Annotated in this window: 22 protein-coding genes; 7 read left to right on the top strand and 15 right to left on the bottom strand. The window is 69.3% G+C overall.

Features of this window, described 5'->3' with window-relative positions:
• Window positions 1–103: 103 nt before the first annotated feature.
• The 6 genes from pyrE to OG395_RS29200 form a co-directional block, all read right to left on the bottom strand.
• The gene (gene pyrE, locus OG395_RS29225; RefSeq protein WP_327245584.1) at window positions 104–643 is read right to left on the bottom strand and encodes an orotate phosphoribosyltransferase; all 540 of its coding nucleotides are present in this window, start codon (window positions 641–643) and stop codon (window positions 104–106) included.
• A 25-nt stretch (window positions 644–668) separates the two neighbouring features.
• Window positions 669–1,469, bottom strand: a complete 801-nt coding sequence (locus OG395_RS29220; RefSeq protein WP_327245583.1) for an aldose epimerase family protein — start codon at window positions 1,467–1,469, stop codon at window positions 669–671.
• A gap of 21 nt (window positions 1,470–1,490) precedes the next feature.
• Complete coding sequence (locus tag OG395_RS29215) at window positions 1,491–2,456, bottom strand: SRPBCC domain-containing protein (protein ID WP_327245582.1); 966 nt, start codon at window positions 2,454–2,456, stop codon at window positions 1,491–1,493.
• A gap of 119 nt (window positions 2,457–2,575) precedes the next feature.
• Window positions 2,576–4,186, bottom strand: coding sequence for a polyamine aminopropyltransferase (locus OG395_RS29210; protein WP_327245581.1), 1,611 nt, complete (start codon window positions 4,184–4,186; stop codon window positions 2,576–2,578).
• Between the two features lie 84 nt (window positions 4,187–4,270).
• Window positions 4,271–4,792, bottom strand: a complete 522-nt coding sequence (locus OG395_RS29205; protein WP_327245580.1) for a DUF2617 family protein — start codon at window positions 4,790–4,792, stop codon at window positions 4,271–4,273.
• A gap of 306 nt (window positions 4,793–5,098) precedes the next feature.
• Window positions 5,099–5,392, bottom strand: a complete 294-nt coding sequence (locus OG395_RS29200; protein WP_327245579.1) for a hypothetical protein — start codon at window positions 5,390–5,392, stop codon at window positions 5,099–5,101.
• A 138-nt stretch (window positions 5,393–5,530) separates the two neighbouring features.
• Here OG395_RS29200 and OG395_RS29195 point away from each other — a divergent pair, with 138 nt between their 5' ends.
• On the top strand, window positions 5,531–6,709 hold the full coding sequence (locus OG395_RS29195; protein WP_327245578.1) for a pyridoxal phosphate-dependent aminotransferase: 1,179 nt from the start codon (window positions 5,531–5,533) through the stop codon (window positions 6,707–6,709).
• Between the two features lie 277 nt (window positions 6,710–6,986).
• On the opposite strand, the gene OG395_RS29190 is transcribed toward OG395_RS29195, so the two are convergent.
• Window positions 6,987–7,544, bottom strand: a complete 558-nt coding sequence (locus tag OG395_RS29190) for a YbjN domain-containing protein (RefSeq protein WP_266984115.1) — start codon at window positions 7,542–7,544, stop codon at window positions 6,987–6,989.
• Between the two features lie 145 nt (window positions 7,545–7,689).
• On the opposite strand from OG395_RS29190, the gene OG395_RS29185 reads away from it, so the two are divergent.
• Entirely contained in the window at window positions 7,690–8,151 is a 462-nt protein-coding gene (locus OG395_RS29185) for a hypothetical protein (protein WP_327245577.1), read from the top strand.
• A 15-nt stretch (window positions 8,152–8,166) separates the two neighbouring features.
• Here OG395_RS29185 and clpB read toward each other — a convergent pair whose 3' ends face one another.
• On the bottom strand, window positions 8,167–10,764 hold the full coding sequence (clpB, locus tag OG395_RS29180; RefSeq protein WP_327245576.1) for an ATP-dependent chaperone ClpB: 2,598 nt from the start codon (window positions 10,762–10,764) through the stop codon (window positions 8,167–8,169).
• Between the two features lie 230 nt (window positions 10,765–10,994).
• Between clpB and OG395_RS29175 the strand changes: the two genes are divergently transcribed.
• Complete coding sequence (locus OG395_RS29175; protein ID WP_327245575.1) at window positions 10,995–11,417, top strand: pyridoxamine 5'-phosphate oxidase family protein; 423 nt, start codon at window positions 10,995–10,997, stop codon at window positions 11,415–11,417.
• 134 nt (window positions 11,418–11,551) lie between these two features.
• Here OG395_RS29175 and OG395_RS29170 read toward each other — a convergent pair whose 3' ends face one another.
• The gene (locus tag OG395_RS29170) at window positions 11,552–11,872 is read right to left on the bottom strand and encodes a (2Fe-2S)-binding protein (RefSeq protein ID WP_266984108.1); all 321 of its coding nucleotides are present in this window, start codon (window positions 11,870–11,872) and stop codon (window positions 11,552–11,554) included.
• On the bottom strand, window positions 11,869–12,081 hold the full coding sequence (locus tag OG395_RS29165; RefSeq protein WP_327245574.1) for a hypothetical protein: 213 nt from the start codon (window positions 12,079–12,081) through the stop codon (window positions 11,869–11,871). The genes OG395_RS29170 and OG395_RS29165 overlap by 4 nt, the downstream gene beginning before the upstream one ends.
• A 127-nt stretch (window positions 12,082–12,208) precedes the next feature.
• Between OG395_RS29165 and OG395_RS29160 the strand changes: the two genes are divergently transcribed.
• A complete protein-coding gene (locus OG395_RS29160; protein WP_327245573.1) occupies window positions 12,209–13,219 on the top strand; it encodes a helix-turn-helix transcriptional regulator in 1,011 nt (336 codons plus the stop codon).
• Between the two features lie 130 nt (window positions 13,220–13,349).
• On the opposite strand, the gene OG395_RS29155 is transcribed toward OG395_RS29160, so the two are convergent.
• The 4 genes from OG395_RS29155 to dnaK form a co-directional block, all read right to left on the bottom strand.
• Window positions 13,350–13,796 (bottom strand): heat shock protein transcriptional repressor HspR, encoded by a 447-nt coding sequence (locus OG395_RS29155; RefSeq protein ID WP_327245572.1) that lies wholly within the window; start codon window positions 13,794–13,796, stop codon window positions 13,350–13,352.
• Window position 13,797: 1 nt separating this feature from the next.
• A complete protein-coding gene (gene dnaJ / locus OG395_RS29150; protein WP_266984096.1) occupies window positions 13,798–14,985 on the bottom strand; it encodes a molecular chaperone DnaJ in 1,188 nt (395 codons plus the stop codon).
• Between the two features lie 93 nt (window positions 14,986–15,078).
• Complete coding sequence (gene grpE, locus OG395_RS29145) at window positions 15,079–15,729, bottom strand: nucleotide exchange factor GrpE (protein WP_327245571.1); 651 nt, start codon at window positions 15,727–15,729, stop codon at window positions 15,079–15,081.
• A complete protein-coding gene (gene dnaK, locus OG395_RS29140) occupies window positions 15,726–17,579 on the bottom strand; it encodes a molecular chaperone DnaK (RefSeq protein WP_327245570.1) in 1,854 nt (617 codons plus the stop codon). The genes grpE and dnaK overlap by 4 nt, the downstream gene beginning before the upstream one ends.
• Window positions 17,580–17,899: 320 nt before the next feature.
• Here dnaK and OG395_RS29135 point away from each other — a divergent pair, with 320 nt between their 5' ends.
• From OG395_RS29135 to OG395_RS29125, 3 genes are all read left to right on the top strand, one after another.
• Entirely contained in the window at window positions 17,900–18,463 is a 564-nt protein-coding gene (locus tag OG395_RS29135; RefSeq protein WP_327245569.1) for a sugar transferase, read from the top strand.
• 82 nt (window positions 18,464–18,545) lie between these two features.
• Complete coding sequence (locus OG395_RS29130; protein WP_327245568.1) at window positions 18,546–20,813, top strand: (Fe-S)-binding protein; 2,268 nt, start codon at window positions 18,546–18,548, stop codon at window positions 20,811–20,813.
• A gap of 470 nt (window positions 20,814–21,283) precedes the next feature.
• Complete coding sequence (locus tag OG395_RS29125) at window positions 21,284–22,192, top strand: Yip1 family protein (protein ID WP_327245567.1); 909 nt, start codon at window positions 21,284–21,286, stop codon at window positions 22,190–22,192.
• 83 nt (window positions 22,193–22,275) lie between these two features.
• Here OG395_RS29125 and OG395_RS29120 read toward each other — a convergent pair whose 3' ends face one another.
• The gene (locus OG395_RS29120; RefSeq protein ID WP_327245566.1) at window positions 22,276–22,773 is read right to left on the bottom strand and encodes a phosphoribosyltransferase; all 498 of its coding nucleotides are present in this window, start codon (window positions 22,771–22,773) and stop codon (window positions 22,276–22,278) included.
• Window positions 22,774–22,782 lie beyond the last annotated feature (9 nt).

Genomic DNA, 22,782 nt, shown 5'->3' with positions numbered 1-22,782 from the left:
CTCCCTGGGCGGTCGGGCCGGACCGCTGGAGGCATACGACGAGGGCGGACGGTTTCACGTGAAACCGTCCGCCCTCGAAGAAAAACGCAGGTCAGGCCAGCGATCAGGTCAGGTCGAGGTCCGACACCGTGTAGGCGTGGATGTACGGGAGACCCGCCTCGGCAATGGCCGGAGCCGCACCCCGCTCCACGATCGTGGCGACAGCGACGACCTCGCCACCGGCCTCGCGCACCGCCTCCACAGCCGTAAGCGGCGAACCGCCGGTCGTCGAGGTGTCCTCGACCACCAGGCAGCGACGGCCCTTCACGTCCGCGCCCTCGATCCGGCGCTGCATCCCGTGCGCCTTCTGCGCCTTGCGGACGACGAACGCGTCCATCCGCCCCCCGCGCGCTGCGGAAGCGTGCAGCATCGACGTGGCCACCGGGTCGGCGCCCAGGGTCAGCCCGCCCACGCAGTCGTAGTCGAGCTCGGCGGTCGCGTCCAGCATGACCCGACCGACCATCGGAGCAGCCTCGCCGTCCAGCGTGATGCGGCGCAGGTCGATGTACCAGTCGGCCTCAAGACCCGAGGAGAGGGTCACCTTGCCGTGTACCACGGCCTTGTCCTTGATCTGCTGGAGCAGCTCAGCACGTACGTCAGTCATGGCTACGAGCTTAAGGCCGCCCGCCTCACAGCCTGCGCCAGCTCCAGGTCGCCACGATCTCCAGCGGGTCGATCGGGGTGACATAGCGCGGCGCGGTGTTCAGTCCGTTCGGCGGACCCGATTGCGGCTCCACGCAGACCGCCTCGTCCTGCTCGTCGTAGACGACGACCCACTCGGTCCGGCTCTTCACCTTCAGTTCCAGTTGCTGCGGCCAGGTGAGCGTCACGTCGACCCCGTCGGGCATCCCGAAGCAGTCGTCCCACGGGCCGGGCAGCGGCGGGATCCGGCGGCCGGTCGGCAGATGGTTCTCACCCCGCTCCTCCTGCCAGGCGGCGTCGAAGCCGATCTGCACGTCGTCGCCGCCGGTTCCGAGGTTGCGCAGGAACCAAGGGTGCCAGCCGGCCTGTGCGGGGAACGAGTCCCCGTACGTCTCGATGCCGAACGCGAGCGTGAGCGAGTCCTCGGCCAGTTCGAAGGTCTGGGTGACGCGGCCCGGATACGGCCACGGCTCAGCCAGGTCGTAGTAGAACGCAGCGTCGGTCCCGCCCTCCTTCGCCGTGAGCCACGCGGTGTCACGGCCGGTGCCGTGGATGGCGTGCGGCGGGGAGTTCAGCGGCAGCTGGTGGAGCACATCGCCATTGTGGAACCGGCCGTTCTCGGTCCGCCCGCACCACGGCACCATGGGGAAACAGCCGTACCGCTCCCCCTGCCGCAGCAATTCGGTGCCCCCGATCCGGAGGCTGCTGATACGGCAGCCATTGGCGGGATCCACGGTCAACTCGGCGTCGCCGACGGACAGCCGGACGTTCTTCTCGCTACTGCTCACACGACGACACTACTGGCGCCGCTACCTCCGCCGCCGCAGCGCCCGGCCGATGACGACCGCGGAGGCGAGCGCGAGGGCGGCCGCCGGGGCCACCCAGCGCAGGGTGGCCCCGGCGGTGGTCGACTCGGGCGACGGCACGGGGGCGTACCGGCCGCGCGGCGGCGCGTGGTCGACCTCCTCCGCGCTGCGCCCGATCATGGTCCGGCGCGCGTGCGCGGCCTCGGCCGGCGGGCCCTCAGGGGCGGGGAACCCCATGTCCGCGTTGGGGTCGAGCGAGGGCGGCGGCACCGGCGTCTCGAAGGCCGAGCCGGTGCCGGGTGGTGTCCGGTCGGAGGGGGCCTCGGCAGGGGGCGTGCCGTCGGACGGCGCCTCGGCCGAGGGTGCCTCCTCGGACTGCGATTCGCCGGACGGTCCCTCGTCGGACGGTGCGGAGGCGGCGGGCAGTCCGCCGGATGCCGCCCCCTCGGACCGCACGCGGTCGGCGCTCACGTCGTCCGCGGTCGCCGCAGGCTCCCCGGCCGCCCCCTCGGGCTGGTCGCCCGCGCCGTGCGTCGCCAATGTCTCGGTCACCAGCTGCTGCGTGAAGCGGTCCAGCAGTCGGTACGCCGCCGCCAGCGCCGTCTCCGGTTCCAGCTCCACGATGCGGCCCTCGCCGCCCGCCGTGCCCGTGAACGCGATCGTCGTACCGCCGTCCGTCTCCGTCAGGCGGATCGTCAGGCCGAGCTTCGCCGAGCCGGTGCCCCGCGCCTCCACGCCCTCACCGGTGACGGAAACCCCTGCCCCGTCCGGCAGCGCGGTCGGTGTCAGCGTGCCGCGGTACGTGATCGTGTGGCCGCCGATCCTGACCTTGAGCCGGCCGGCCAGGGGGCCCACGGACACGTCGGCATCCTGCTGGAGGCCCGGCACGCAGCGGGCGACACGGGCGGAGTCGCCCAGCGTCCGCAGCAGGGACGGGACCGGAACCGGAACGAACACCTCATGCTCCATGAAAACCGAGCCTACTCAGGCACGGCCGCCCCGTCAGCGCTTCCGCACCCGGAAGAGACGGGATCTCCCCCGGAGCGACACACCTCCGATCCCCCGGACCAGGCGTACCCCTCGCACCCTCACGGCTCCTCCCAGTACCGCGGATGCACGAGCGTCGACGGCACCTGGCCCCGCAGCCGTCGGCCCTCCGCGTACCGGGCCGCCCGCGCCAGCTCCCCTTCCGAGAGGAACCGAAGTTTCGGCGGACGTGGAGGCAGGTGAAGGGCCGGAGGTCTCACGCCCGGGCGGGCGAGGACGAAGCCCCAGTCGGGGCGGCCCTGCGCAGCGTCCGTCGTGCGGTCCGAGCCCGCCGCGAAGCCGGACGGACGGCCGCAGATACGGTACGGGCGGGTCCGCAGGCCCGCCGCTCTCATGGACGCTTCGACCGTCCAGAACGTCCGGGGCCGGACGACGGGCGGGCCCGCGTGCACCACCAGCCGTCCGCCCGGCGCGAGGGCTTCTGTGACCAGGCCGTAGAACTCCGCCGAGTACAGCTTCGTGCTCGCCGTGATCCCGGGGTCCGGCAGGTCGGAGATCACCACGTCGTAGCCGCCGTGCGACACCTCCCGCAGCCAGCTGAACGCGTCCGCGGTGACGGCGGTCAGCCGCGGATCGCGGTACGCGTGCGCGTTCAGCGCGGAGAGTGCGGGGTCGGTACGGGCCAGTCGGGTGACGCCGCGGTCGAACTCGACGACCGTGACGCTCCGTACGTCCGGGTAGCGCAGCACCTCGCGGGCGGCCAGGCCGTCGCCGCCACCCAGGATCAGCACCCGGGCATGGCGCCCGTTCATCGCCGGATGGACCAGGGCCTCGTGGTACCGGTACTCGTCGCGGGCGCTGACGCGCAGCCGCCCGTCCAGGAAGAGGTCCAGGGAGCTGCGACCGGCCCCGGTGAGGACGACCTCCTGCACATCGGTCTGTACGGCGACCCGCACCCGGTCCCCGTACACCGCACGCCGTGCCACCCGCTCGAAGTCGTCGACGAGCACCGTGGCGGCGGCCAGCAGGGCGATCACCGTCACGTTGGCGACGATCAGCAGCCACCGGGACCGCCGGGTCAGGTCCCGCCGGAACACCCACAGCACCAGTGCCCCGCCCGCCGCCGCGTTGACCGTGCCGGTGAGCAGCGCCCCGGTGAGCTGGCCGAGGGCCGGCAGCAGGAGGAAGGGGAAGGCCAGTCCGCCGACCAGCGCACCCACGTAGTCGGCGGCGAACAGATCCGCGACCGCCCCGCCCGCGTCCTGTCGGTCGACGCGCTGGATCAGCGTCATCAGCAGCGGGATCTCCGCGCCGATCAGGATCCCTATGGCGAGCGAGAACCCGACCAGCGCGAAGCGTGACTCCCCCATCCACGCGAACGACGCGTAGAGCACGAGCGCCGAGCAGCCGCCGATCAGTGCGAGAGCCGCCTCGATCAGCCCGAAACCCACGGCGGCATGGCTGCGCAAACGTTTCGCGAGCAGCGAGCCGATCCCCATCGCGAAGACCATCACGGAGAGCACGACGGATGCCTGGGTGACGGAATCGCCGGTCAAGTAGGAGGCGAGAGCGACCAGTTCGAGCTCGTAGACCAGTCCGCAGGCAGCGCAGACGAAGACTGCGGCCAGCACGAGGAACCGACCGGTCCGCGGTCGCACGGGAAGACGCGGCGCACCCCCTCGCAACGACACCTGCACCTGCTGGTCGATCATGATGCGAACGCTACGTCACGATGACGTCGCCGCTTGTCACCCGCAAGGGTGCAAGTGCCGTGTACGCAACCGAGTTGAGGCGATTCAGAGCGCCACCACCGGCGTCCGTACTCCCACCCTGGTGCGGGTCACCACCAACTGCCCCTCCTGCGGGTACGCATGCCAGGTGCGCCATCCGACCTGGCCCTCCGACCGCTGCGCGAGCATGGCGGTGAAGGCGTGCGGACTGCCGGGGAACGTACCCGCGAGGCCGTGCGGATGGTCGGTCACCAGCGCGAGGAGCTCCTGCGCACGCCCGGCGAAGGAGCCCGTGGAGAGCGTCTCGACGCGCGCCGCGAATTCGTACTCCCAGTCGCCGAGCCGTTTGGCGACGCCGAGCGGCAGCGGCGTGGAGCCGCCGGGGATGCAGGCGACCGTTTCGGAACAGGTACCGCCGTCCTCTTCGAGAAGCACCTGGTGGGAGGCGCCGAGCAGACGCAGCTGCAATTGGGCCCCGCCGAGCTCGAGGTCGAGCACGGCCAGGGCTGGGAGCGGTTCACGCCCCAGCGCCCAGGCCAAGTCGGCAGCACGGGTATCGGAATAGGCCGTCTGGAGGGTCGTGAGCATGGGTCGGCTCCGCAAAACACGCATGGACACATGGACAGGGGACGCCCCCGTAACGACGCACGTGGGGAGTGGGGAACGCCCGATCAGGTCCAACTGGGGTCCGAGGGCTGAATGTTCTCTCCACCGAGGGAATCATGAAGTGCGCCGCGTCCACAGCGTTTTTGCCCAACTTGACGTGGTTTCCATCCCCTCGGGGGCCCGACGGTTCAACTGTTCACCGCCAACGCGCCGCACGGCCCAACAAAAAGGTGCCCGGCGGGAGTTCACCCGCCGAGCACCTTCACCACGCGGACCAGCTGCCCCGTGTCAGCTGCCTCCGCCGCATCCGCCCCCGCCGCCGCACGAAGAACCGCCACCGCACGAGGAGCCCCCGCCGCACGAGTGACCACCGGAGTGGCCGCCGCCTCCGCAGGACGAGCCGCCGCTGTCGCCGGCCCACCAGCCACCACCGGCGGCCGCACCACTGCCCGAGCCACTGCCCGCGCGGCGCCGCCCGCTGCGCACCCGCCCCGGCCTCCGGTTGGCCGCCACCGCCAGCAGCAGCACCACGACGAACCCGACGACCACGACCCCGATCAGCACACCAGGAAAGTTCTCCATCGACCTCACGTCCCTTCCGTCCCCCGAAGCGAGGCCCCCCGCTTCACACCGCTTCTCGCGTGAGTGGGGGATGCCCTCGGCCTCCCGGAGCCAAAGCGGACTTGAGCAACTCCAGAGCTTCGGCCCAGGATGGCGGGCATGACACAGGGACGACCGCTGCTCAACCGCCGCCTCGCCGAGTTCGGCACGACGATCTTCGCGGAGATGTCGGCGCTGGCCGTACGGACCGGCTCCATCAACCTCGGCCAGGGCTTCCCCGACACCGACGGCCCCGAAGAGATCCGGGAGGCCGCGGTCCGCGCGCTGCGCGCCGGGCACGGCAACCAGTACCCGCCGGGCCCCGGCGTCCCGGAACTGCGCACCGCGATCGCCGACCACCAGCAGCGGAGGTACGGACTCGCGTACGACCCCGACTCCGAGGTCCTCGTCACGGCGGGCGCCACCGAGGCCATCGCCGCCACCCTGCTCGCCCTGGTGGAACCCGGTGACGAGGTCATCGCCCTGGAGCCGTACTACGACTCCTACGCCGCGTGCATCGCCATGGCCGGCGGCACCCGCGTCCCGGTCACCCTGCACCCGGACGCGGACAGCGGTACGTACCGGCTCGACCTCGACGAGCTGCGCGCCGCCGTCACCTCCCGCACCCGGCTGATCCTCCTCAACACCCCGCACAATCCGACCGGCACCGTCCTGACCCGCGAGGAGCTGGCGGCGATCGCCACACTCGCCTGCGAGCGGGACCTCCTCGTCGTCACCGACGAGGTGTACGAGCATCTGGTCTTCGAGGGCACCCACCTGCCGGTCGCGGGCTTCCCGGGCATGCGGGAGCGGACCGTGACCATCGGCTCCGCGGGCAAGACCTTCTCCTTCACCGGGTGGAAGGTCGGCTGGGTGACCGCGGCCCCGGAGCTGGTGGCGGCGGTCCGCTCGGCGAAGCAGTTCCTGACCTACGTCTCCGCGGGCCCGTTCCAGTACGCGGTCGCCGAGGCGCTGCGCCTGCCCGACAGCTACTTCGACGGGCTGCGCGCGGACCTGCGGGCCAAGCGGGACCTGCTGAGCGCCGGGCTGGCCGAGGCCGGATTCGAGGTCTACCGGCCCGCCGGGACGTACTTCGTCACCACTGACATCCGTCCGCTCGGCGGCGAGACCGACGGATTCGCGTTCTGCCGCGCACTGCCCGAGCGGTGCGGGGTCGTCGCCATCCCCAACGCGGTGTTCTACGACCATCAGGAGGCGGGCCGCAGCAAGGTCCGGTTCGCCTTCTGCAAGCGGGAGGACGTGCTGCGCGAGGCCGTCGCGCGACTCAAGGGGCTCTGAGCGACGGCCCGTCCTGCGCCGTCCGTCCGGCTCCGGCTTCCTCGGGTCCGAGCCGCGCTTCCTGCTGCCCGCGTTCCCGCTGCCACTGCCGTCGGCGCACACCCCGACAAAAACCCGGCCGAGGACGGCGGTCGTGGTGACCGTCGCCCCGGCCGGGCTGTCGTGCGCCTCCGGAACGTATCTGCTGACGTCGTCCAGCCGGCGCTGTGAACGGCTGTGCGCTCAGAGCCTGTCGGGTGACCTCTGATCGGGCGGCCGAAGGTCACCCGACAGGCTCTCAGGCGCTCGGCGCGTCCGAGCCGTCGCCCGGCTCCTTGTCGGCCGGCTCCAGCCCCAGACGCTCCCGCAGCCACTTGTCGAACTCGATCGAGGCCCGCACCCAGCTGACCGTCGACGAGACGAAGTGCTCCAGGCTGACGCCCGTACCGATGAGCATCTGCGCCTCACCGATCAGACGGACCGAGGTCTCGGTGTCCTCGGCACCCTCCTCGGCCTCGTGGGTGTGGGTGTAGACCTTGGGCCACAGGGTGCGGCGGTTCCAGTCGTCGATCGCGTCGAGGAGGACCGGGCGCTGGTCGGCGGGGTGCGGGCGGTCGTAGAACGTACGGACCGAGAAGACCTGCTGCTCGTCCTCGCCACGGAACATGAAGTACGTGCGGAAGTCCTCCCACGGCGCCGCGAGGTCACCCTCGTCGTCGACGACGTACTTCAGCTCCATCTGGTCGAGAAGCTGCTTGACGAGGTCCTGGTCAGGGACGACGGGGCCCTCCGGTCCTGCCGCCTGCGGTTCGGGCTGGCCCCCGAAATTCGGAATCGAGGACGGGTCGATGCTCACCGTGAATTTCCCTTCGTACGGTTGGCGCCATCCTCTCCCATCGCGGGAGGGGAATGGCAACCCCCGGCTGGTCCGATCAGCTACCGGCTGACATGATCCCTCCTGTCGGGGAGGGGGTCTCGGAGGGTCCACGGGAAGGGATGTCTTGGACGGAACACGCGGCAGAGCCGCCCGTTTCCGCTCCCCCTTGGTGCTCCTGGCACTGCCCGCGCTCGTCGTCGCCTGGATCGGGTGGTCCGTCATCGGCTTCCTGACGAGCGACGATCCCCTCGACAGCGCGTCGCAGGTCCCCTGCGACGAGGCGATGGAATTCACCGGGGTCCCGTTACCGGCCGGAGCGCGCGACCGGCGGTGCGTGACGCGCGTCTGGCTGGACACGGAGTACGACGTCCGCTTCCGGATCACCCGTAAGGAGTTGGACGCCTGGCTGGAATCGGAGTTCCCCGGCACCGAGCTCGACCCGGAGTTCTGCGCCGGCGAGGTCGACGCCTGCGCGCACATCGACTTCGGCAACCAGAGACCGGGCCAGGCGGTCGCGGCCGATGTGTCGGTCGTGTACGAGGGCGGCGGCACCGCCCTCGTACGCTTCGAGCCTTTCGACGTCTGAGAACCACCCGGTCCGTTACCGCGCGGGCCCCACGATCAGACCGCTCCCCTCGCCGTCCCCGAACGTGTCCACCCGCACGGTGTCCCCGTCCCTGACCTCGCCCGCGAGGATCTCCTTCGCGAGCCGGTCACCGATCGCGGTCTGGATGAGGCGACGCAGCGGCCGCGCCCCGTACGCCGGGTCGTTGCCCTCCTTCGCCAGCCAGGCCAGCGCGGCCGGGGTGACGTCGAGGGTGAGCCGCCGGTCGACCAGCCGCTTCGCGAGCCGGTCGATCTGGAGCGCGGCGATGTGCGTGAGCTCGTCGCCGGAGAGGGCGGAGAAGACCACCAGGTCGTCGAGCCGGTTGAGGAACTCCGGCTTGAACGAGGCGCGTACGAGCTCCAGGACCCGCTCCCTCTTCTCCTCCGGCTTCATCAACGGATCGACCAGGAACTGGCTGCCCAGGTTCGACGTCAGGACCAGGATGGTGTTGCGGAAGTCCACCGTCCGGCCCTGGCCGTCGGTGAGCCGGCCGTCGTCGAGCACCTGGAGCAGGATGTCGAAGACCTCGGGGTGGGCCTTCTCCACCTCGTCCAGCAGGATGACGCTGTACGGGCGGCGACGGACCGCCTCCGTGAGCTGGCCGCCCTCCTCGTACCCCACATAGCCGGGTGGGGCACCGACCAGCCGGGCGACGCTGTGCTTCTCGCCGTACTCGCTCATGTCGATGCGGACCATGGCCCGCTCGTCGTCGAACAGGAAGTCGGCGAGCGCCTTCGCCAGCTCGGTCTTGCCGACACCGGTCGGGCCGAGGAAGAGGAACGATCCGGTGGGCCGGTCCGGGTCGGCGATACCGGCCCTGGTGCGGCGTACCGCGTCCGACACCGCCTGCACGGCCTCGGTCTGGCCGATCAGCCGCCTGCCCAGCTCCTCCTCCATGCGCAGGAGCTTCTGGGTCTCGCCCTCCAGCAGGCGTCCGGCCGGAATGCCCGTCCAGGCGCCGACGACATCGGCGATGTCGTCCGGGCCGACCTCGTCCTTGACCATCGTGTCCTTGGCGGCCTCCTGCTCGGCCTCGTCGGCCTCCGCGAGCTCCCGCTCCAGGCCCGGGATCTCCCCGTACAGCAGCTTGGAGGCGGTGTCGAAGTCGCCGTCGCGCTGGGCGCGCTCGGCCTGTCCGCGCAGATCGTCGAGGCGCTCCTTCAGCTCGCCGACGCGGTTGAGGCTCTGCTTCTCCTTCTCCCAGCGGGCGGTGAGGCCGCGCAGCTCCTCCTCCTTGTCGGCGAGGTCGCGGCGGAGCTTCTCCAGACGCTGGACGGAAGCGGCATCGGTCTCGTTCTTCAGCGCCAGCTCCTCCATCCGCAGGCGGTCGACGGCGCGCTGCAGTTCGTCGATCTCGACGGGCGAGGAGTCGATCTCCATACGCAGCCGGGACGCCGACTCGTCGACCAGGTCGATGGCCTTGTCGGGGAGGAAGCGGGAGGTGATGTAGCGGTCGGACAGGGTCGCGGCGGCGACCAGCGCGGAGTCCGCGATCTGCACCTTGTGGTGCGCCTCGTAACGGCCCTTGAGGCCGCGGAGGATCGCGATGGTGTCCTCCACGGACGGCTCGGCGACCAGGACCTGCTGGAAGCGGCGCTCCAGGGCGGGGTCCTTCTCGATCCGCTCGCGGTACTCGTCGAGCGTCGTCGCACCCACCATCCGCAGCTCGCCGCGGGCCAGCATCGGCTTGAGCATGTTGCCCGCGTCCATGGCGGAGTCCCCACCGGCGCCCGCGCCCACGACGGTGTGGAGCTCGTCGATGAACGTGATGATCTGGCCGTCGCTCTCCTTGATCTCGGAGAGGACGGTCTTCAGGCGCTCCTCGAACTCCCCGCGGTACTTGGCGCCCGCGACCATGGCTCCCAGGTCGAGCGAGACGAGCCGCTTGTTCCGCAGGCTCTCCGGCACATCGCCCTTGACGATGCGCTGGGCGAGCCCCTCGACGACGGCGGTCTTGCCGACGCCGGGCTCGCCGATGAGCACGGGGTTGTTCTTCGTACGCCGCGACAGGACCTGCACGACGCGCCGGATCTCCTGGTCACGTCCGATGACGGGGTCGAGCTTGCCCTCGCGCGCGGCGGCCGTGAAGTCGGTGCCGAACTTCTCCAGGGCCTTGTACTGGCCCTCCGGGTCGGGTGTGGTCACCCGGCGCCCTCCCCTGCTCTTCTCGAATGCGTCCAGCAGCTTCTTCGCGCCGGCGCCCTGCCCGGTGAGGATCTCACCGGCGCGGCCGCCCTCGGCCGCGATACCGATCAGCAGATGCTCGGTCGAGAGGTAGTCGTCGCCGAGCTCCTTCGCGCGCTGGGCGGCGTCGGAGATGACGGCGAGCAGCTCACGGTTGGGCTGCGGCGGAGCGACGGTCGACCCGGTGACGCTGGGCAGCGACGCGAGCAGCCGCTCGGTCTCGCTGCGCACGGCGGCCTGGTCGGCCTCGACGGCGGCCAGCAGGTCGATGATGTTCTCGTTGTCCTCGCCCTGGAGCAGGGCGAGCAGCAGATGCCCAGGGGTCAGATCGGGGTGTCCGTCCTTCACGGCCCTGCTGGTGGCCGCATTGATGGCATCCCGGCTCTTGTTGGTCAGCTCGGCGTCCACGTGTGCTCTCTCCTCCTTGCGGTGACTGGCCTGTCCATAACTCTGACCAGATCAACGTCCACAAAGTTGAGTCTATTCCACTCAAGGCACAAATGTCGGTCCCACGCCACTTGGCCCAGGGCCGGAACCCGGAGGGGGAACAGGGCTCCCGGCCGAGTGAACCGGCCGGACCGCTCCTCCGCCACCGCACCGCATCGGGGCACGGGTCCGCGGATGCCTACCCTTTCCCCATGGCCGTAGACGTACGCAACCCCAGCCCCGAGTACCTCGCCTTCTGGCGCGAGTACCACGTGTGCACCCTGACCACCCACCGCCCCGACGGCAGCCCGCACGTGGTGCCGGTCGGCGTGACGTACGACCCCGAGGCCGGGCTCGCCCGCATCATCACCAACAAGAGCAGCAGAAAGGTCGCCAACGTCCTGGCCGCCGGTCCGGACGGGGCACGGGTGGCGGTCTGCCAGGTGGACCGGGGGCGCTGGGCGACGCTGGAGGGCCGCGCGACGGTCCGTACGGAGCAGGACGTGGTCGACGACGCGGTACTCCGCTACGCGGAACGCTACGGGCGCACGCCGGCACCCAATCCGAACCGGGTCGTCATCGAGATCGCCCTCGAACGGGCGCTGGGCCGGGGCGCACCGGTCCGCACGGCCTGACCACCGGGGGCCGTGAGCCCCGGCAGTTCCCCACCGTCCGCCCCCGGGCAGCACAGCGGCGCCACCGTGTTCAGGTCACGATGGCGCCGCTGTGTGGGGGAGTGTCCGAGCGACATGGAACGACGGGGGATCGCTCAGGCACTGCGGGGGGTGGCGGAGATGGTTTCTGGTTCGATCAGCTGGTGGTCACGCTGATCAAGATTGACGAAGATCATTCCGTACCGGATCGCACACCGGACAGGCTGCGGCGCCCCGCGGGGGCGACGGAGGCACCTGTAGGCGCGGACCTCGTCGTCGTCCTCGAGGACGACGACGACAGGCTCTCCGAGCAGGGTGACCATCAACGAATCGCCATGGCGGGGGAGTGCCGTGAGCAGATCGATGAAGTGCCACCCTGAGCGGTAGGCCGAGGCCATCTCCCGCCGGAAGACCCGGTCGTCCGGCGGGATGGTCACGCGCCCGCCAGATTCACCGGAGAGCTGCCCCAGCCGACATCGTCCTGGTGGAGGTCGACGGCGGCACCTGTCGGCGCACTGCCCCAGCCGACATCGGCTTGGCGGAGGTCGACGACAGCGCCTGCCTGCACACTGCCCCATCCGACGTCCGGGGGAGAGACATTCGCCACGAGCAGCAGCGCAGCAGCGCCAAACACAGTGACAAGCACTGAGCGAAGCATTCGCTTGTACATAGTCGGCTTCGTCCTCACTTGATGGTTTCCTCTCCCCCGCCCAACAAGACGATGGCTCATTCAGGCACGTCAATGCCACAGGAGCGATGCATCATGTTCCTGCATGTTCAGGACCCTGGGGGGTGGAGATTTGCCTACAAACAACACCGAACCGACACATACTCACGCGGTCACGGACCTGTGCACGGAGGGGGCACGGCTGTACGCCAGCGCACTGAGTGTCGGACGCATCGCTCGCGCCGAAATGGAACCCGCACCCTGCCTCATCGAGTTCGGGCTCCTGCTTCCCGACCCGGACGACGCCTCGTGGCTCCGCCCGGTTCCACCCTCGGCCGCCCTGGCGCAGCGGCTCCACCCGCTGGAACGTGAGATCCAGGACCGCAGACGGACGTCCGTGGAACTGACCGACGCCTTTGAACCGTTCATGGCCATCAGCGCCCAGAGTCCGGCACCCACGCATGCGATCACAGTGCTGGAAGGCATCGGCCGGATCAACGCGGCGCTCGACCTGGCCATCGCCGAGAGCCGGACCGAGGTACTGACCATCCAGCCCGGAGGCGGACGCAGCGAGGAAGTCCTCAGCGAAGCCCTGACCCGCAGCAAGCCTCTAATAGATTCCGGCATCAGCGTCCGCACCCTCTACCAGCACACGGTCAGGCACAGCCAACGCACTTTCGCCTACGTGGAACTGATGGCCGGCGCCAGAATGGAGATCCGTACGCTCGAAGAGCTCATCGAGCGTCTCATCATCTGCGACGACACCGTCGCCTTCATTCCGGCCCGGGACAACCCCCCCATCGCCCTCGAACTGCGGCACCCCGGGCTGGTCGCGTACCTGACGAAGGTGTTCGAGCAACTCTGGCGCCGGGCGGTTCCGCTGAACGAAGCGGCCCCGTACGACCCGGCACGCGACGGCATCACCGGCGTCCAGCGGGCCATAGCCACGCTGTTGGTCGAGGGGTACGTCGACGAGGCCATAGCCCGCCGTCTCGGTATGAATGTCCGTACCTGCCGTGCGCATGTCGCCAAGCTCTCCTCCACCCTCGGCAGCAACAGCCGCGCCCAACTCGGCTACCTGATAGCCCAGTCGGGGATACTGGACGAGGACAACTGACCACAACTCAAGCCGCCCTCTCCGGGTATGGAGGGCAACCATGGCCCCAATACGGGGGAGCGCACAACGGAGGCCCGCCACCCGTTCCCGGGTGGCGGGCCTCCGCCGTCGTCCACGCGCCGTAACCCACTTATTCCTTGGGCCTCTTCGGCCGCCAGACCACCAACGCGCTGGCGTGCTGCACATCCTGATACGGCACCAGATCACGCCGGTACGACGCATGCACCTGCGCCTCGCGCTGCTGCATCGCCGCCGCAGCGCCGTCCACCGCCGCGGAGAGTTCGGCGACGCGCTGCTGGAGCGCGGCCACCTGGTTCTCCAGTTCGATGATGCGCTTGATGCCCGCCAGGTTGATGCCCTCGTCCTGCGACAGTTGCTGCACCGTGCGCAGCAGCTCGATGTCGCGGGCCGAGTAACGCCTGCCGCGGCCGGCCGTGCGGTCGGGGGAGACCAGGCCGAGGCGGTCGTACTGGCGCAGTGTCTGCGGATGCAGGCCCGAGAGCTGAGCCGCGATCGAGATCACGTACACCGGGGAGTCATCGGTCAGTTCGTACGGATTACGTCGTCGGCCGTCCACCTCAAGCTCCCTTCGCCGCCTGGAACAGCTCCGCCCGCGGGTCCTCCCCCGCGGTCGCCTTCCGGTAGGCCTCCAGCGCGTCCTGGGCGTCGGGGGTGAGGTCCGTGGGGACCGCCACCTCGACGGTGACCAGGAGGTCGCCCCGGGTGCCGTCCTTGCGTACGGCACCCTTGCCGCGGGCGCGCATCGTGCGCCCGTTGGGGGTGCCGGCCGGAAGTTTCAGGGTGACGGGCGGTCCGCCGAGCGTCGGGACCTTCACCTCGCCGCCGAGCGCCGCCTCCGCGAAGGTGACGGGCACGGTGACCGTGAGGTTGTCGCCCTTGCGGCCGAAGACCGGGTGGGCGTCGACATGCACGACGACGTACAGGTCGCCGGCCGGTCCGCCGCGCTCGCCCGGTGCGCCCTTGCCGCGCAGCCGGATCCGCTGGCTGTCGGAGACGCCCGCCGGGATCCTGACCTGCATGGTGCGCGACGAACGCGCCCGCCCGCTGCCCTTGCACACATCGCACGGGTCCTGGGCGATGAGGCCCCGGCCCTTGCAGTCCACGCAGGGATCGGTGAGCGAGAATCCGCCGCCGCTGCCGCGCGACACCTGTCCGGTGCCGACACAGGTCGGGCAGACCCTCGGGGTGCCGTTCTTGTCGCCGGTGCCCGAGCACGCCTTGCAGGGCGCCTGGCTGGACATCCGCAGCGGGACCGTGGCCCCGTCGACCGCCTCGGTGAAGCTGAGCGTCACCTCGGACTCGATGTCCTGCCCGCGGCGCGGCTGCACGCGTGTCCCCGTACCGCCGCCCCGGTTGAACAGCCCGCCGAAGACATCGCCCAGACCGCCACCGCCGCCGAAGCCGCCGGGGCCGCCGGGACCTCCGCCCTGCGTGCCTCCGAAGAGGTCGCCCAGGTCGAAGTTGAAGTTGCCTCCCGCGCCTCCGGGACCGGCCCGGAAGCCGCCGTTGCCGAAGAGGGCGCGTGCCTCGTCGTACTCCTTGCGCTTCTTGGCGTCGCCGAGGATGTCATTGGCCTCGGAGATCTCCTTGAAGCGCTCCTCCGCCTTGTTGTCGCCCTTGTTCGCGTCCGGGTGGAACTCGCGGGCGAGCTTCCGGTACGACTTCTTGATCTCGGCTTCGGTGGCGTCCTTGGGGACGCCGAGGACCTTGTAGTAGTCCTTCTCGACGAAGTCCTTCGTGCTCATCGACGTCCCTCCTTCCGGACGATCGGCCGGGCGACCGGCCCGCAGGCCGGTCGCCGAACCGGGCGGTGGGCCCCGCGGTGGTCGGACGAAATGTCAGACCTCCTCGGTGCCACCGCTCTCCTCGTCGTCTGTCTTCTCCTCTTTGGCCGCCGCGGGGCTCGCGCCCGGCTGCGGCTCGGCCACTGCCACCCGCGCGGGGCGGATGGTGCGCTCGCCGATGCGATACCCCGGCTGCAGGATCGCCACGCAGGTCGTCTCGGTGACGTCCGGCGCGTACGAGTGCATCAGGGCTTCGTGGATCGTCGGGTCGAAGGGCTCGCCCTCCTTGCCGAACTGCTGCAGGCCCAGCTTGGCGACGACCGTCTCCAGCGATTCGGCCACCGACTTGAACCCGCCCACGAGCTCGCCGTGTTCCCTGGCGCGGCCGACGTCGTCGAGCACGGGCAGGAGCTCGCTCAGGAGACCCGCAACGGCGATCTCCTTGACCGTGACCCGGTCCCGCTCCACGCGGCGGCGGTAGTTCTGGTACTCGGCCTGGAGCCGCTGGAGGTCGCCGGTGCGCTCGGTGAGCGCGCTGCGTGCCTGGTCCAGTTGTGCCGTCAGACCGGCGGTCTGGTTCACGTCCCCGGCCGGGGCCTCCCCCTCCTCCGTGGAGGGGGCGGCAGCCTTCGGATCGGCGTCGTCAGGGGTGGCGCCGGAGGGAACGTCGGGCTTCTCCTCGAAGCCCGGAGTCTCCTCGGTCACGCCGCACCGCCCTTGGCGTCCTTCTCGTCGTCCACGATCTCGGCGTCGACGACGTCGTCATCGGCCCTGGCCTGCTCGGCGCCCGGCTGGCCGTCGGCCTGCGGGCCACCCTCGGCCTGCGCGTTGGCGTACATCGCCTGGCCCAGCTTCTGGGAGACGGCCGCGACCTTCTCGGTGGCGGTACGGATCTCGGCGGTGTCCTCGCCCTTGAGCTTCTCCTTCAGCTCGGTGAGCGCGGCCTCCACCTCCGTCTTCACGTCGCCGGGAACCTTGTCCTCGTTGTCCTTGAGGAACTTCTCCGTCTGGTAGACGAGCTGCTCGCCCTGGTTGCGGGACTCGGCGGCCTCGCGGCGGCGGTGGTCCTCCTCCGCGTACTGCTCGGCCTCCTCACGCATCCGGTTGACCTCGTCCTTCGGCAGCGAGGAGCCGCCGGTGACGGTCATCTTCTGCTCCTTGCCGGTGCCGAGGTCCTTGGCGGCGACGTGCATGATGCCGTTGGCGTCGATGTCGAACGCGACCTCGATCTGCGGGACACCACGCGGGGCCGGCGGCAGACCGGTCAGCTCGAACATGCCGAGCTTCTTGTTGTACGCCGCGATCTCGCGCTCGCCCTGGTAGACCTGGATCTGGACGGACGGCTGGTTGTCCTCGGCCGTCGTGAAGATCTCGGACCGCTTGGTCGGGATCGTCGTGTTGCGCTCGATGAGCTTCGTCATGATGCCGCCCTTGGTCTCGATACCGAGAGACAGCGGGGTGACATCGAGCAGCAGGACGTCCTTGACCTCGCCCTTGAGGACACCGGCCTGGAGCGAGGCGCCGATGGCGACGACCTCGTCCGGGTTCACGCCCTTGTTGGCCTCCTGGCCACCGGTGAGCTCCTTGACGAGCTCGGCGACGGCCGGCATACGGGTCGAGCCACCGACGAGAACGACGTGGTCGATCTCGGAGAGCTGGATGCCCGCGTCCTTGATGACGTTGTGGAACGGGTTCTTGCAGCGGTCCAGGAGGTCCGCGGTGAGCTGCTGGAACTGGGCGCGCGTGAGCTTCTCGTCCAGGTGCAGCGGGCCCTCGGCGGACGCCGTGATGTACGGCAGGTTGATCGTGGTCTCCGTCGAGGAGGACAGCTCGATCTTCGCCTTCTCCGCGGCTTCGCGGAGACGCTGGAGAGCCATCTTGTCCTTGGACAGGTCCACACCGTGACCGTTGGCGAACTGCTTCACCAGGTAGTCGACGACGCGCTGGTCCCAGTCGTCACCACCGAGGTGGTTGTCACCGTTGGTGGCCTTCACCTCGACGACGCCGTCGCCGATCTCCAGGAGGGACACGTCGAAGGTGCCGCCACCGAGGTCGAAGACGAGGATCGTCTGGTCGTCCTTGTCGAGCCCGTACGCCAGCGCGGCGGCGGTCGGCTCGTTGACGATACGCAGGACGTTCAGGCCCGCGATCTCGCCGGCCTCCTTCGTCGCCTGGCGCTCGGAGTCGTTGAAGTACGCGGGAACGGTGATCACCGCGTCGGTGACCTTCTCGCCCAGGTACGCCTCGGCGTCGCGCTTCAGCTTCTGCAGGATGAAGGCGCTCATCTGCTGCGGGTTGAAGCTCTTGCCGTCGAGGTCGATCTTCCAGTCGGTGCCCATGTGGCGCTTGACCGACCGGATGGTCCTGTCGACGTTGGTCACCGCCTGGCGCTTGGCGACCTCGCCCACCAGGACCTCGCCGTTCTTCGCGAAGGCGACGACGGACGGCGTGGTCCTGGCGCCTTCGGCGTTGGTGATGACGGTGGGCTCGCCGCCTTCGAGAACGCTGACGACGGAGTTAGTCGTGCCCAGGTCGATGCCGACCGCACGTGCCATTTCAATTCCTCCAACTGACTACTTGAGTGGATCTGACTCAAGGATGCATGACAGCCGCCCCAGAGTCAACAGAGCTGAGTCGAGTCGACTCAACTATCGTGCACACACCCCGCGCCACCTGCGCACCAACGGACGACACCCGACCGCCCGGCGGGCCACACACCCGGTCCATCATCGTCGCGTGGGATCGTTCTGTCACAAAATGGCGAGAGCCGCACAAAACTGGCACTCGACCCGTCCGAACCAGGCAGGTGTGAACGATGCGGATGCGCATGCGGATGCGGATGCAGACACACGCGTGGACCAGACCGAGGTCGCACATGACAGCCAAGCGCGCACTGGATCTCGTCCTCGGCTCGGCCCTGCTGACCCTGGCCGCCCCCCTGCTCGCCGCCGGAGCTCTCACCCTCGCCGCGCAACGCCCCCCGGGCTGCGTACTGACCCGCTCCACCCGGATCGGACTGGCCGGCCACCCCTTCATGCTGCGTTCCCTGGGCACCCGCCGGCTGCGCCTGGACGTACTGTCCCGGCTGCCCCACGTCCTGCGGGGAGATCTCTCGCTCGTCGGACCGGAACCGCTCACCCCTGACCACGAGAGGGCGGGCACCCTGAACGAGGCCGGTGCGCGACACTGGCGGCAGGAACTGAGACCCGGCCTCACAGGCCTGGCCCAGGTCCGCTCCCGCTCCGGAATGCCGTGGGACGAACCCGGCCTGCTCGACCAGCACTACGCCGAGCAGCACTGGCTGGGACTCGACCTGGCCATCCTCGCGGAAGCCGTACACGCCCCACTCCGCGCCACCCTCCGCGGGCTCATCCACCGCGGGAAGGCACCCCTGAGCGACACAGATCACCGGCTGCGCGGCTACAGCGCGGCGGAATAAGTGGATAGTGTCAGCACAGACTGATTAAGTTACTGCTTAGTAAGTGCTGGATCCCACCCTCGCAGGCCCGAGGAGCCCCCAAATGCAACTCGCCGCGATCATCGTGTCGCTGGTGCTGACTGTGGTCGGCGTTGCGCTCATCGCCCGAGCCGTCGCGCAGATCTACCGGTTCGTCAAGCTCGGACAGCCGGTCCCGGCAGGCAGCCGCACCGACAACCCGAAACAGCGCACGATCACCCTGGTCAAGGAGTTCCTCGGCCACACCCGGATGAACCGGTGGGGGATCGTCGGCTTCGCGCACTGGTTCGTCGCCATCGGCTTCCTGACACTGCCGCCGACGCTGCTCCAGGCATACGGGCAGCTCTTCAAGGCCGACTGGGTCCTGCCGATCATCGGCAACTGGCCGCCGTTCGAGATGTACACCGAGTTCATCGGTCTGATGACGACGGTCGGCATCCTCGTGCTGATCGCCATCCGGCTGCTGAACCTCCCCTCCCGGGCCGGCCGCAAGTCCCGGTTCGCGGGCTCCAAGGCGTGGCAGGCGTACTTCGTCGAGTACGTCATCCTCGGCATCGGTCTGGCGATCCTGACCCTGCGCGGCCTTGAGGGCGCGATCCACCACGTGGAGGGTTACGAAGCCTCGTACTTCATCTCGTACCCCCTGGTCCTCGCCTTCAAGGGCCTCGCGCTCGGCACGCTGCAGAACCTCATCTACTTCACCGCGATGGTCAAGATCGGCATCTCGCTGATCTGGATGATCACGGTCTCGCTGAACACCAACATGGGTGTCGCCTGGCACCGCTTCCTCGGCTTCCCGAACATCTGGTTCAAGCGGAACGCTGACGGTGCGGTCGCGCTCGGTGCGCTCCAGCCCATGACGTCCGGCGGCAAGGAGATCGACTTCGAGGACCCGGGCGAGGACGACGTCTTCGGTGTCTCCCAGGTCGAGCAGTTCTCCTGGAAGGGCATCCTCGACTTCTCCACGTGCACCGAGTGCGGTCGCTGCCAGTCGCAGTGCCCCGCCTGGAACACGGGCAAGCCGCTCTCCCCGAAGCTCCTGATCATGTCGCTGCGCGACCATGCGCACGCCAAGGCCCCGTACCTGCTCGCCGGTGGCGGCAAGGACATGGAGGGCAACGAGAAGGCGACCGAGGAGCAGCTGAAGGACGTACCGGCGGCCGCTCTCGCGGAGGCCGAGCGCCCGCTGATCGGCACCGTCGAGGAGAACGGCGTCATCGACCCGGACGTGCTCTGGTCCTGCACCACCTGCGGTGCGTGCGTGGAGCAGTGCCCGGTCGACATCGAGCACATCGACCACATCGTCGACATGCGCCGCTACCAGGTGATGATCGAGTCCGCGTTCCCGTCCGAGGCGGGCACGATGCTCAAGAACCTGGAGAAGAAGGGCAACCCCTGGGGGCTCGCCAAGAAGCAGCGCGTCGAGTGGACGAAGGAGGTCGACTTCGAGGTCCCGATCGTCGGCAAGGACGTCGAGGACCTGTCGGAGATCGACTACCTCTACTGGGTCGGCTGCGCGGGCGCTCTCGAGGACCGCGCCAAGAAGACCACCAAGGCCTTCGCCGAGCTGCTCCACATCGCGGGCGTGAAGTTCGCGATCATGGGCGGCGACGAGAAGTGCACCGGTGACTCGGCCCGCCGCCTCGGCAACGAGCCGCTGTTCCAGCAGCTCGGCCAGGAGAACGTCGCGATGCTGAACATGGCGTTCGGCGAGGACGACGACGAGCCGGAGACGAAGAAGCCGAAGTCGTCGAAGAAGATCGTCGCGACCTGCCCGCACTGCTTCAACACCATCGCGAACGAGTACCCGCAGCTCGGCGGCGAGTACGAGGTCATCCACCACACGCAGCTGCTCCAGCACCTCATCGACGAGGGCAAGCTGATCCCGGTGACGCCGGTCGAGGGCCTGATCACGTACCACGACCCCTGCTACCTGGGCCGTCACAACAAGATCTACACGCCTCCGCGCGAGATCATCGCGAAGGTGCCGGGTCTGCGGAACGAGGAGATGCACCGCCACAAGGAGCGCGGCTTCTGCTGCGGCGCCGGTGGTGCCCGGATGTGGATGGAGGAGCGGATCGGCAAGCGCATCAACAACGAGCGCGTCGACGAAGCCCTCTCCCTCAACCCGGACATCGTCTCCACCGCCTGCCCGTTCTGCCTCGTCATGCTGACCGACTCGGTCAACGGCAAGAAGAACGACGGCCAGGCCAAGGAGTCGATCCAGGTGGTCGACGTCTCCCAGCTGCTGCTGGACTCGGTGAAGACCCCGGCGGACCCGGCGGGCGAGCCGGAGACGGAGGACGCTCCGGAGCCCGAGCCGGTGAAGTAGCCGGTATCAGCGGTACAGAAGCGGTCGGACCTGCCTCGGGGGCAGGATCGGCCGCTTCTGCTGTTGGGCGGGCGCGAGGGACCACGTGCCGGCGGCCGCGAACCACGGAGCCGTACGCGACGGATGGTGTGCCCCGTGCGGAGAGGCAGCGCACCGACGAGGACGGCGACGACAGCGGCCGGCGCGCCCACGCTCCTGCTGACGGCGGCGGCCTGCGCAGGCTCTCCGCGGGCGTCCCCTCCCCCTCGTTCTCCTCCGCCAAGAACGGCGACACGCCCCCGACGCCCTCGCCGACGAGCATGGCTCGCACGCGCCGACCCGGGCCTGTTCCCCGTACAACAGGCCCGGGTTTCGCGCCCACCGGCCGGCCCCCCAGGGTCCCCCTAGGGGATGTCACAGCTCGGCCGCAAAGGGGGCCCGGTTCCCCGGCTCTCCCACCACACCCACGCGGACCAGGTACGTTCGATTACGTGGCTGGATTCAGGATCGGACGCGGCCGGGACAACCGCACCCCTCAACAAGGGCGACAACAACCGCAGCAGCAGCCGTACGGCACGCAGGCACCACCGCCGCCGTACGGACAGCAGCCATGGCCCCCGGCGGGAGGCAACGGCGCCCCGCACGGAGCCCGGCAACCCGGCGGCGGGCACCAGGGCTACAGCGGCGCACAGGGCGAACCCGAATACTTCGGCGACCCGTACCACCAGCCGCACCAGCCCCACCAGGGCGACCCGTACGCCAACAACCCGGGTCACACCCAGGCGTTCAGCATCAACGAGGATCCGTACGGCGACGGCAACACCTACCGCGCCGGCCAGGCACCCGCCCAGCCCGCAGGCCCCCGACTGCACTGGAAGCAGCTGCTGAGCGGCATCGTGCTGCGCCCCGGACCGACGTTCTGGCAGATGCGCGACTACCCCGTCTGGGGCCCGGCGCTCATCGTCACGTTCCTCTACGGCCTGCTGGCGCTCTTCGGCTTCGACCAGGCCCGCGACGACGCCATCCACGCGACGATCTCCACCGCCGTGCCGTACGTCCTGCTCACAGGCCTCGGCTTCGTCATCGGCGGTCTGGTCCTCGGCGCGGTCACCCACACCCTCGCCCGCCAGCTCGGCGGCGACGGCGCCTGGCAGCCGACCGTGGGCCTCTCCATGCTCATCATGTCGATCACGGACGCCCCACGACTGATCTTCGCGCTCTTCCTCAGCGGCGAGAACTCCCTGGTCCAGGTCCTCGGCTGGATGACGTGGCTGGCGTCGGCCGCACTGTTCACATCCATGGTGAGCAAGTCGCACGACCTGCCGTGGCCGAAGGCGCTGGGTGCGTCCGCGATCCAGCTCATCGCACTGCTGTCGATCATCAAGCTGGGCACGATCTGACGACCGCATCCCACGACCATGAAGAAACCCCCGGCGCAAGGCACCGGGGGTTCTTTGCTGTCACGGACGGGACGGGACCTGACTCAGGCCTCGAGGACCTGCCCGCTGCGCCGCACGACAGGCTTGTCCACGCTCCACGGAAAATTGATCCACCGATCGGTCTTCTTCCACACGTACTCACACTTGACGAGCGAGTGCGGCTTCTCGTAGATGACCGCGCTGCGCACCTCGGCAACGTGCCCGACACAGAAATCGCGCACCAGCTTCAGCGTCTTCCCGGTGTCCGCCACGTCATCGGCGATCAGGACCTTCTTGTCCGAGAAATCAATGGCGTTGGGAACGGGCGCCAGCATCACCGGCATTTCCAAAGTGGTGCCCACGCCGGTATAGAACTCGACATTCACCAGATGAATGTTCTTGCAGTCCAGTGCGTACGCCAGCCCGCCGGCGACAAAGACCCCGCCCCGCGCGATGCTCAGCACCACATCCGGCTCGTAGCCGTCGTCGGCCACAGCCTGCGCCAGCTCACGCACGGCATGACCGAATCCGTCGTACGTCAGATTCTCTCGTACGTCAGTCATGGTCCGGCA

It is taken from the genome of Streptomyces sp. NBC_01320, assembly GCF_035974375.1.
GTDB lineage: Bacteria > Actinomycetota > Actinomycetes > Streptomycetales > Streptomycetaceae > Streptomyces > Streptomyces yanii.
This window is presented reverse-complemented; position numbering and strand designations above follow the sequence as displayed.

Coding starts and splice junctions, on each gene's coding strand:
- OG395_RS29200 (WP_327245579.1), bottom strand. CDS start 5,392: ATGGAGAACTTTCCTGGTGTGCTGATCGGGGTCGTGGTCGTCGGGTTC.
- dnaJ (WP_266984096.1), bottom strand. CDS start 14,985: ATGAGCACGAAGGACTTCGTCGAGAAGGACTACTACAAGGTCCTCGGC.
- OG395_RS29130 (WP_327245568.1), top strand. CDS start 18,546: ATGCAACTCGCCGCGATCATCGTGTCGCTGGTGCTGACTGTGGTCGGC.
- OG395_RS29175 (WP_327245575.1), top strand. CDS start 10,995: ATGGCCGTAGACGTACGCAACCCCAGCCCCGAGTACCTCGCCTTCTGG.
- OG395_RS29195 (WP_327245578.1), top strand. CDS start 5,531: ATGACACAGGGACGACCGCTGCTCAACCGCCGCCTCGCCGAGTTCGGC.
- OG395_RS29160 (WP_327245573.1), top strand. CDS start 12,209: ATGTTCAGGACCCTGGGGGGTGGAGATTTGCCTACAAACAACACCGAA.
- dnaK (WP_327245570.1), bottom strand. CDS start 17,579: ATGGCACGTGCGGTCGGCATCGACCTGGGCACGACTAACTCCGTCGTC.
- OG395_RS29215 (WP_327245582.1), bottom strand. CDS start 2,456: ATGGAGCATGAGGTGTTCGTTCCGGTTCCGGTCCCGTCCCTGCTGCGG.
- OG395_RS29135 (WP_327245569.1), top strand. CDS start 17,900: ATGACAGCCAAGCGCGCACTGGATCTCGTCCTCGGCTCGGCCCTGCTG.
- OG395_RS29120 (WP_327245566.1), bottom strand. CDS start 22,773: ATGACTGACGTACGAGAGAATCTGACGTACGACGGATTCGGTCATGCC.
- OG395_RS29205 (WP_327245580.1), bottom strand. CDS start 4,792: ATGCTCACGACCCTCCAGACGGCCTATTCCGATACCCGTGCTGCCGAC.
- pyrE (WP_327245584.1), bottom strand. CDS start 643: ATGACTGACGTACGTGCTGAGCTGCTCCAGCAGATCAAGGACAAGGCC.
- OG395_RS29210 (WP_327245581.1), bottom strand. CDS start 4,186: ATGATCGACCAGCAGGTGCAGGTGTCGTTGCGAGGGGGTGCGCCGCGT.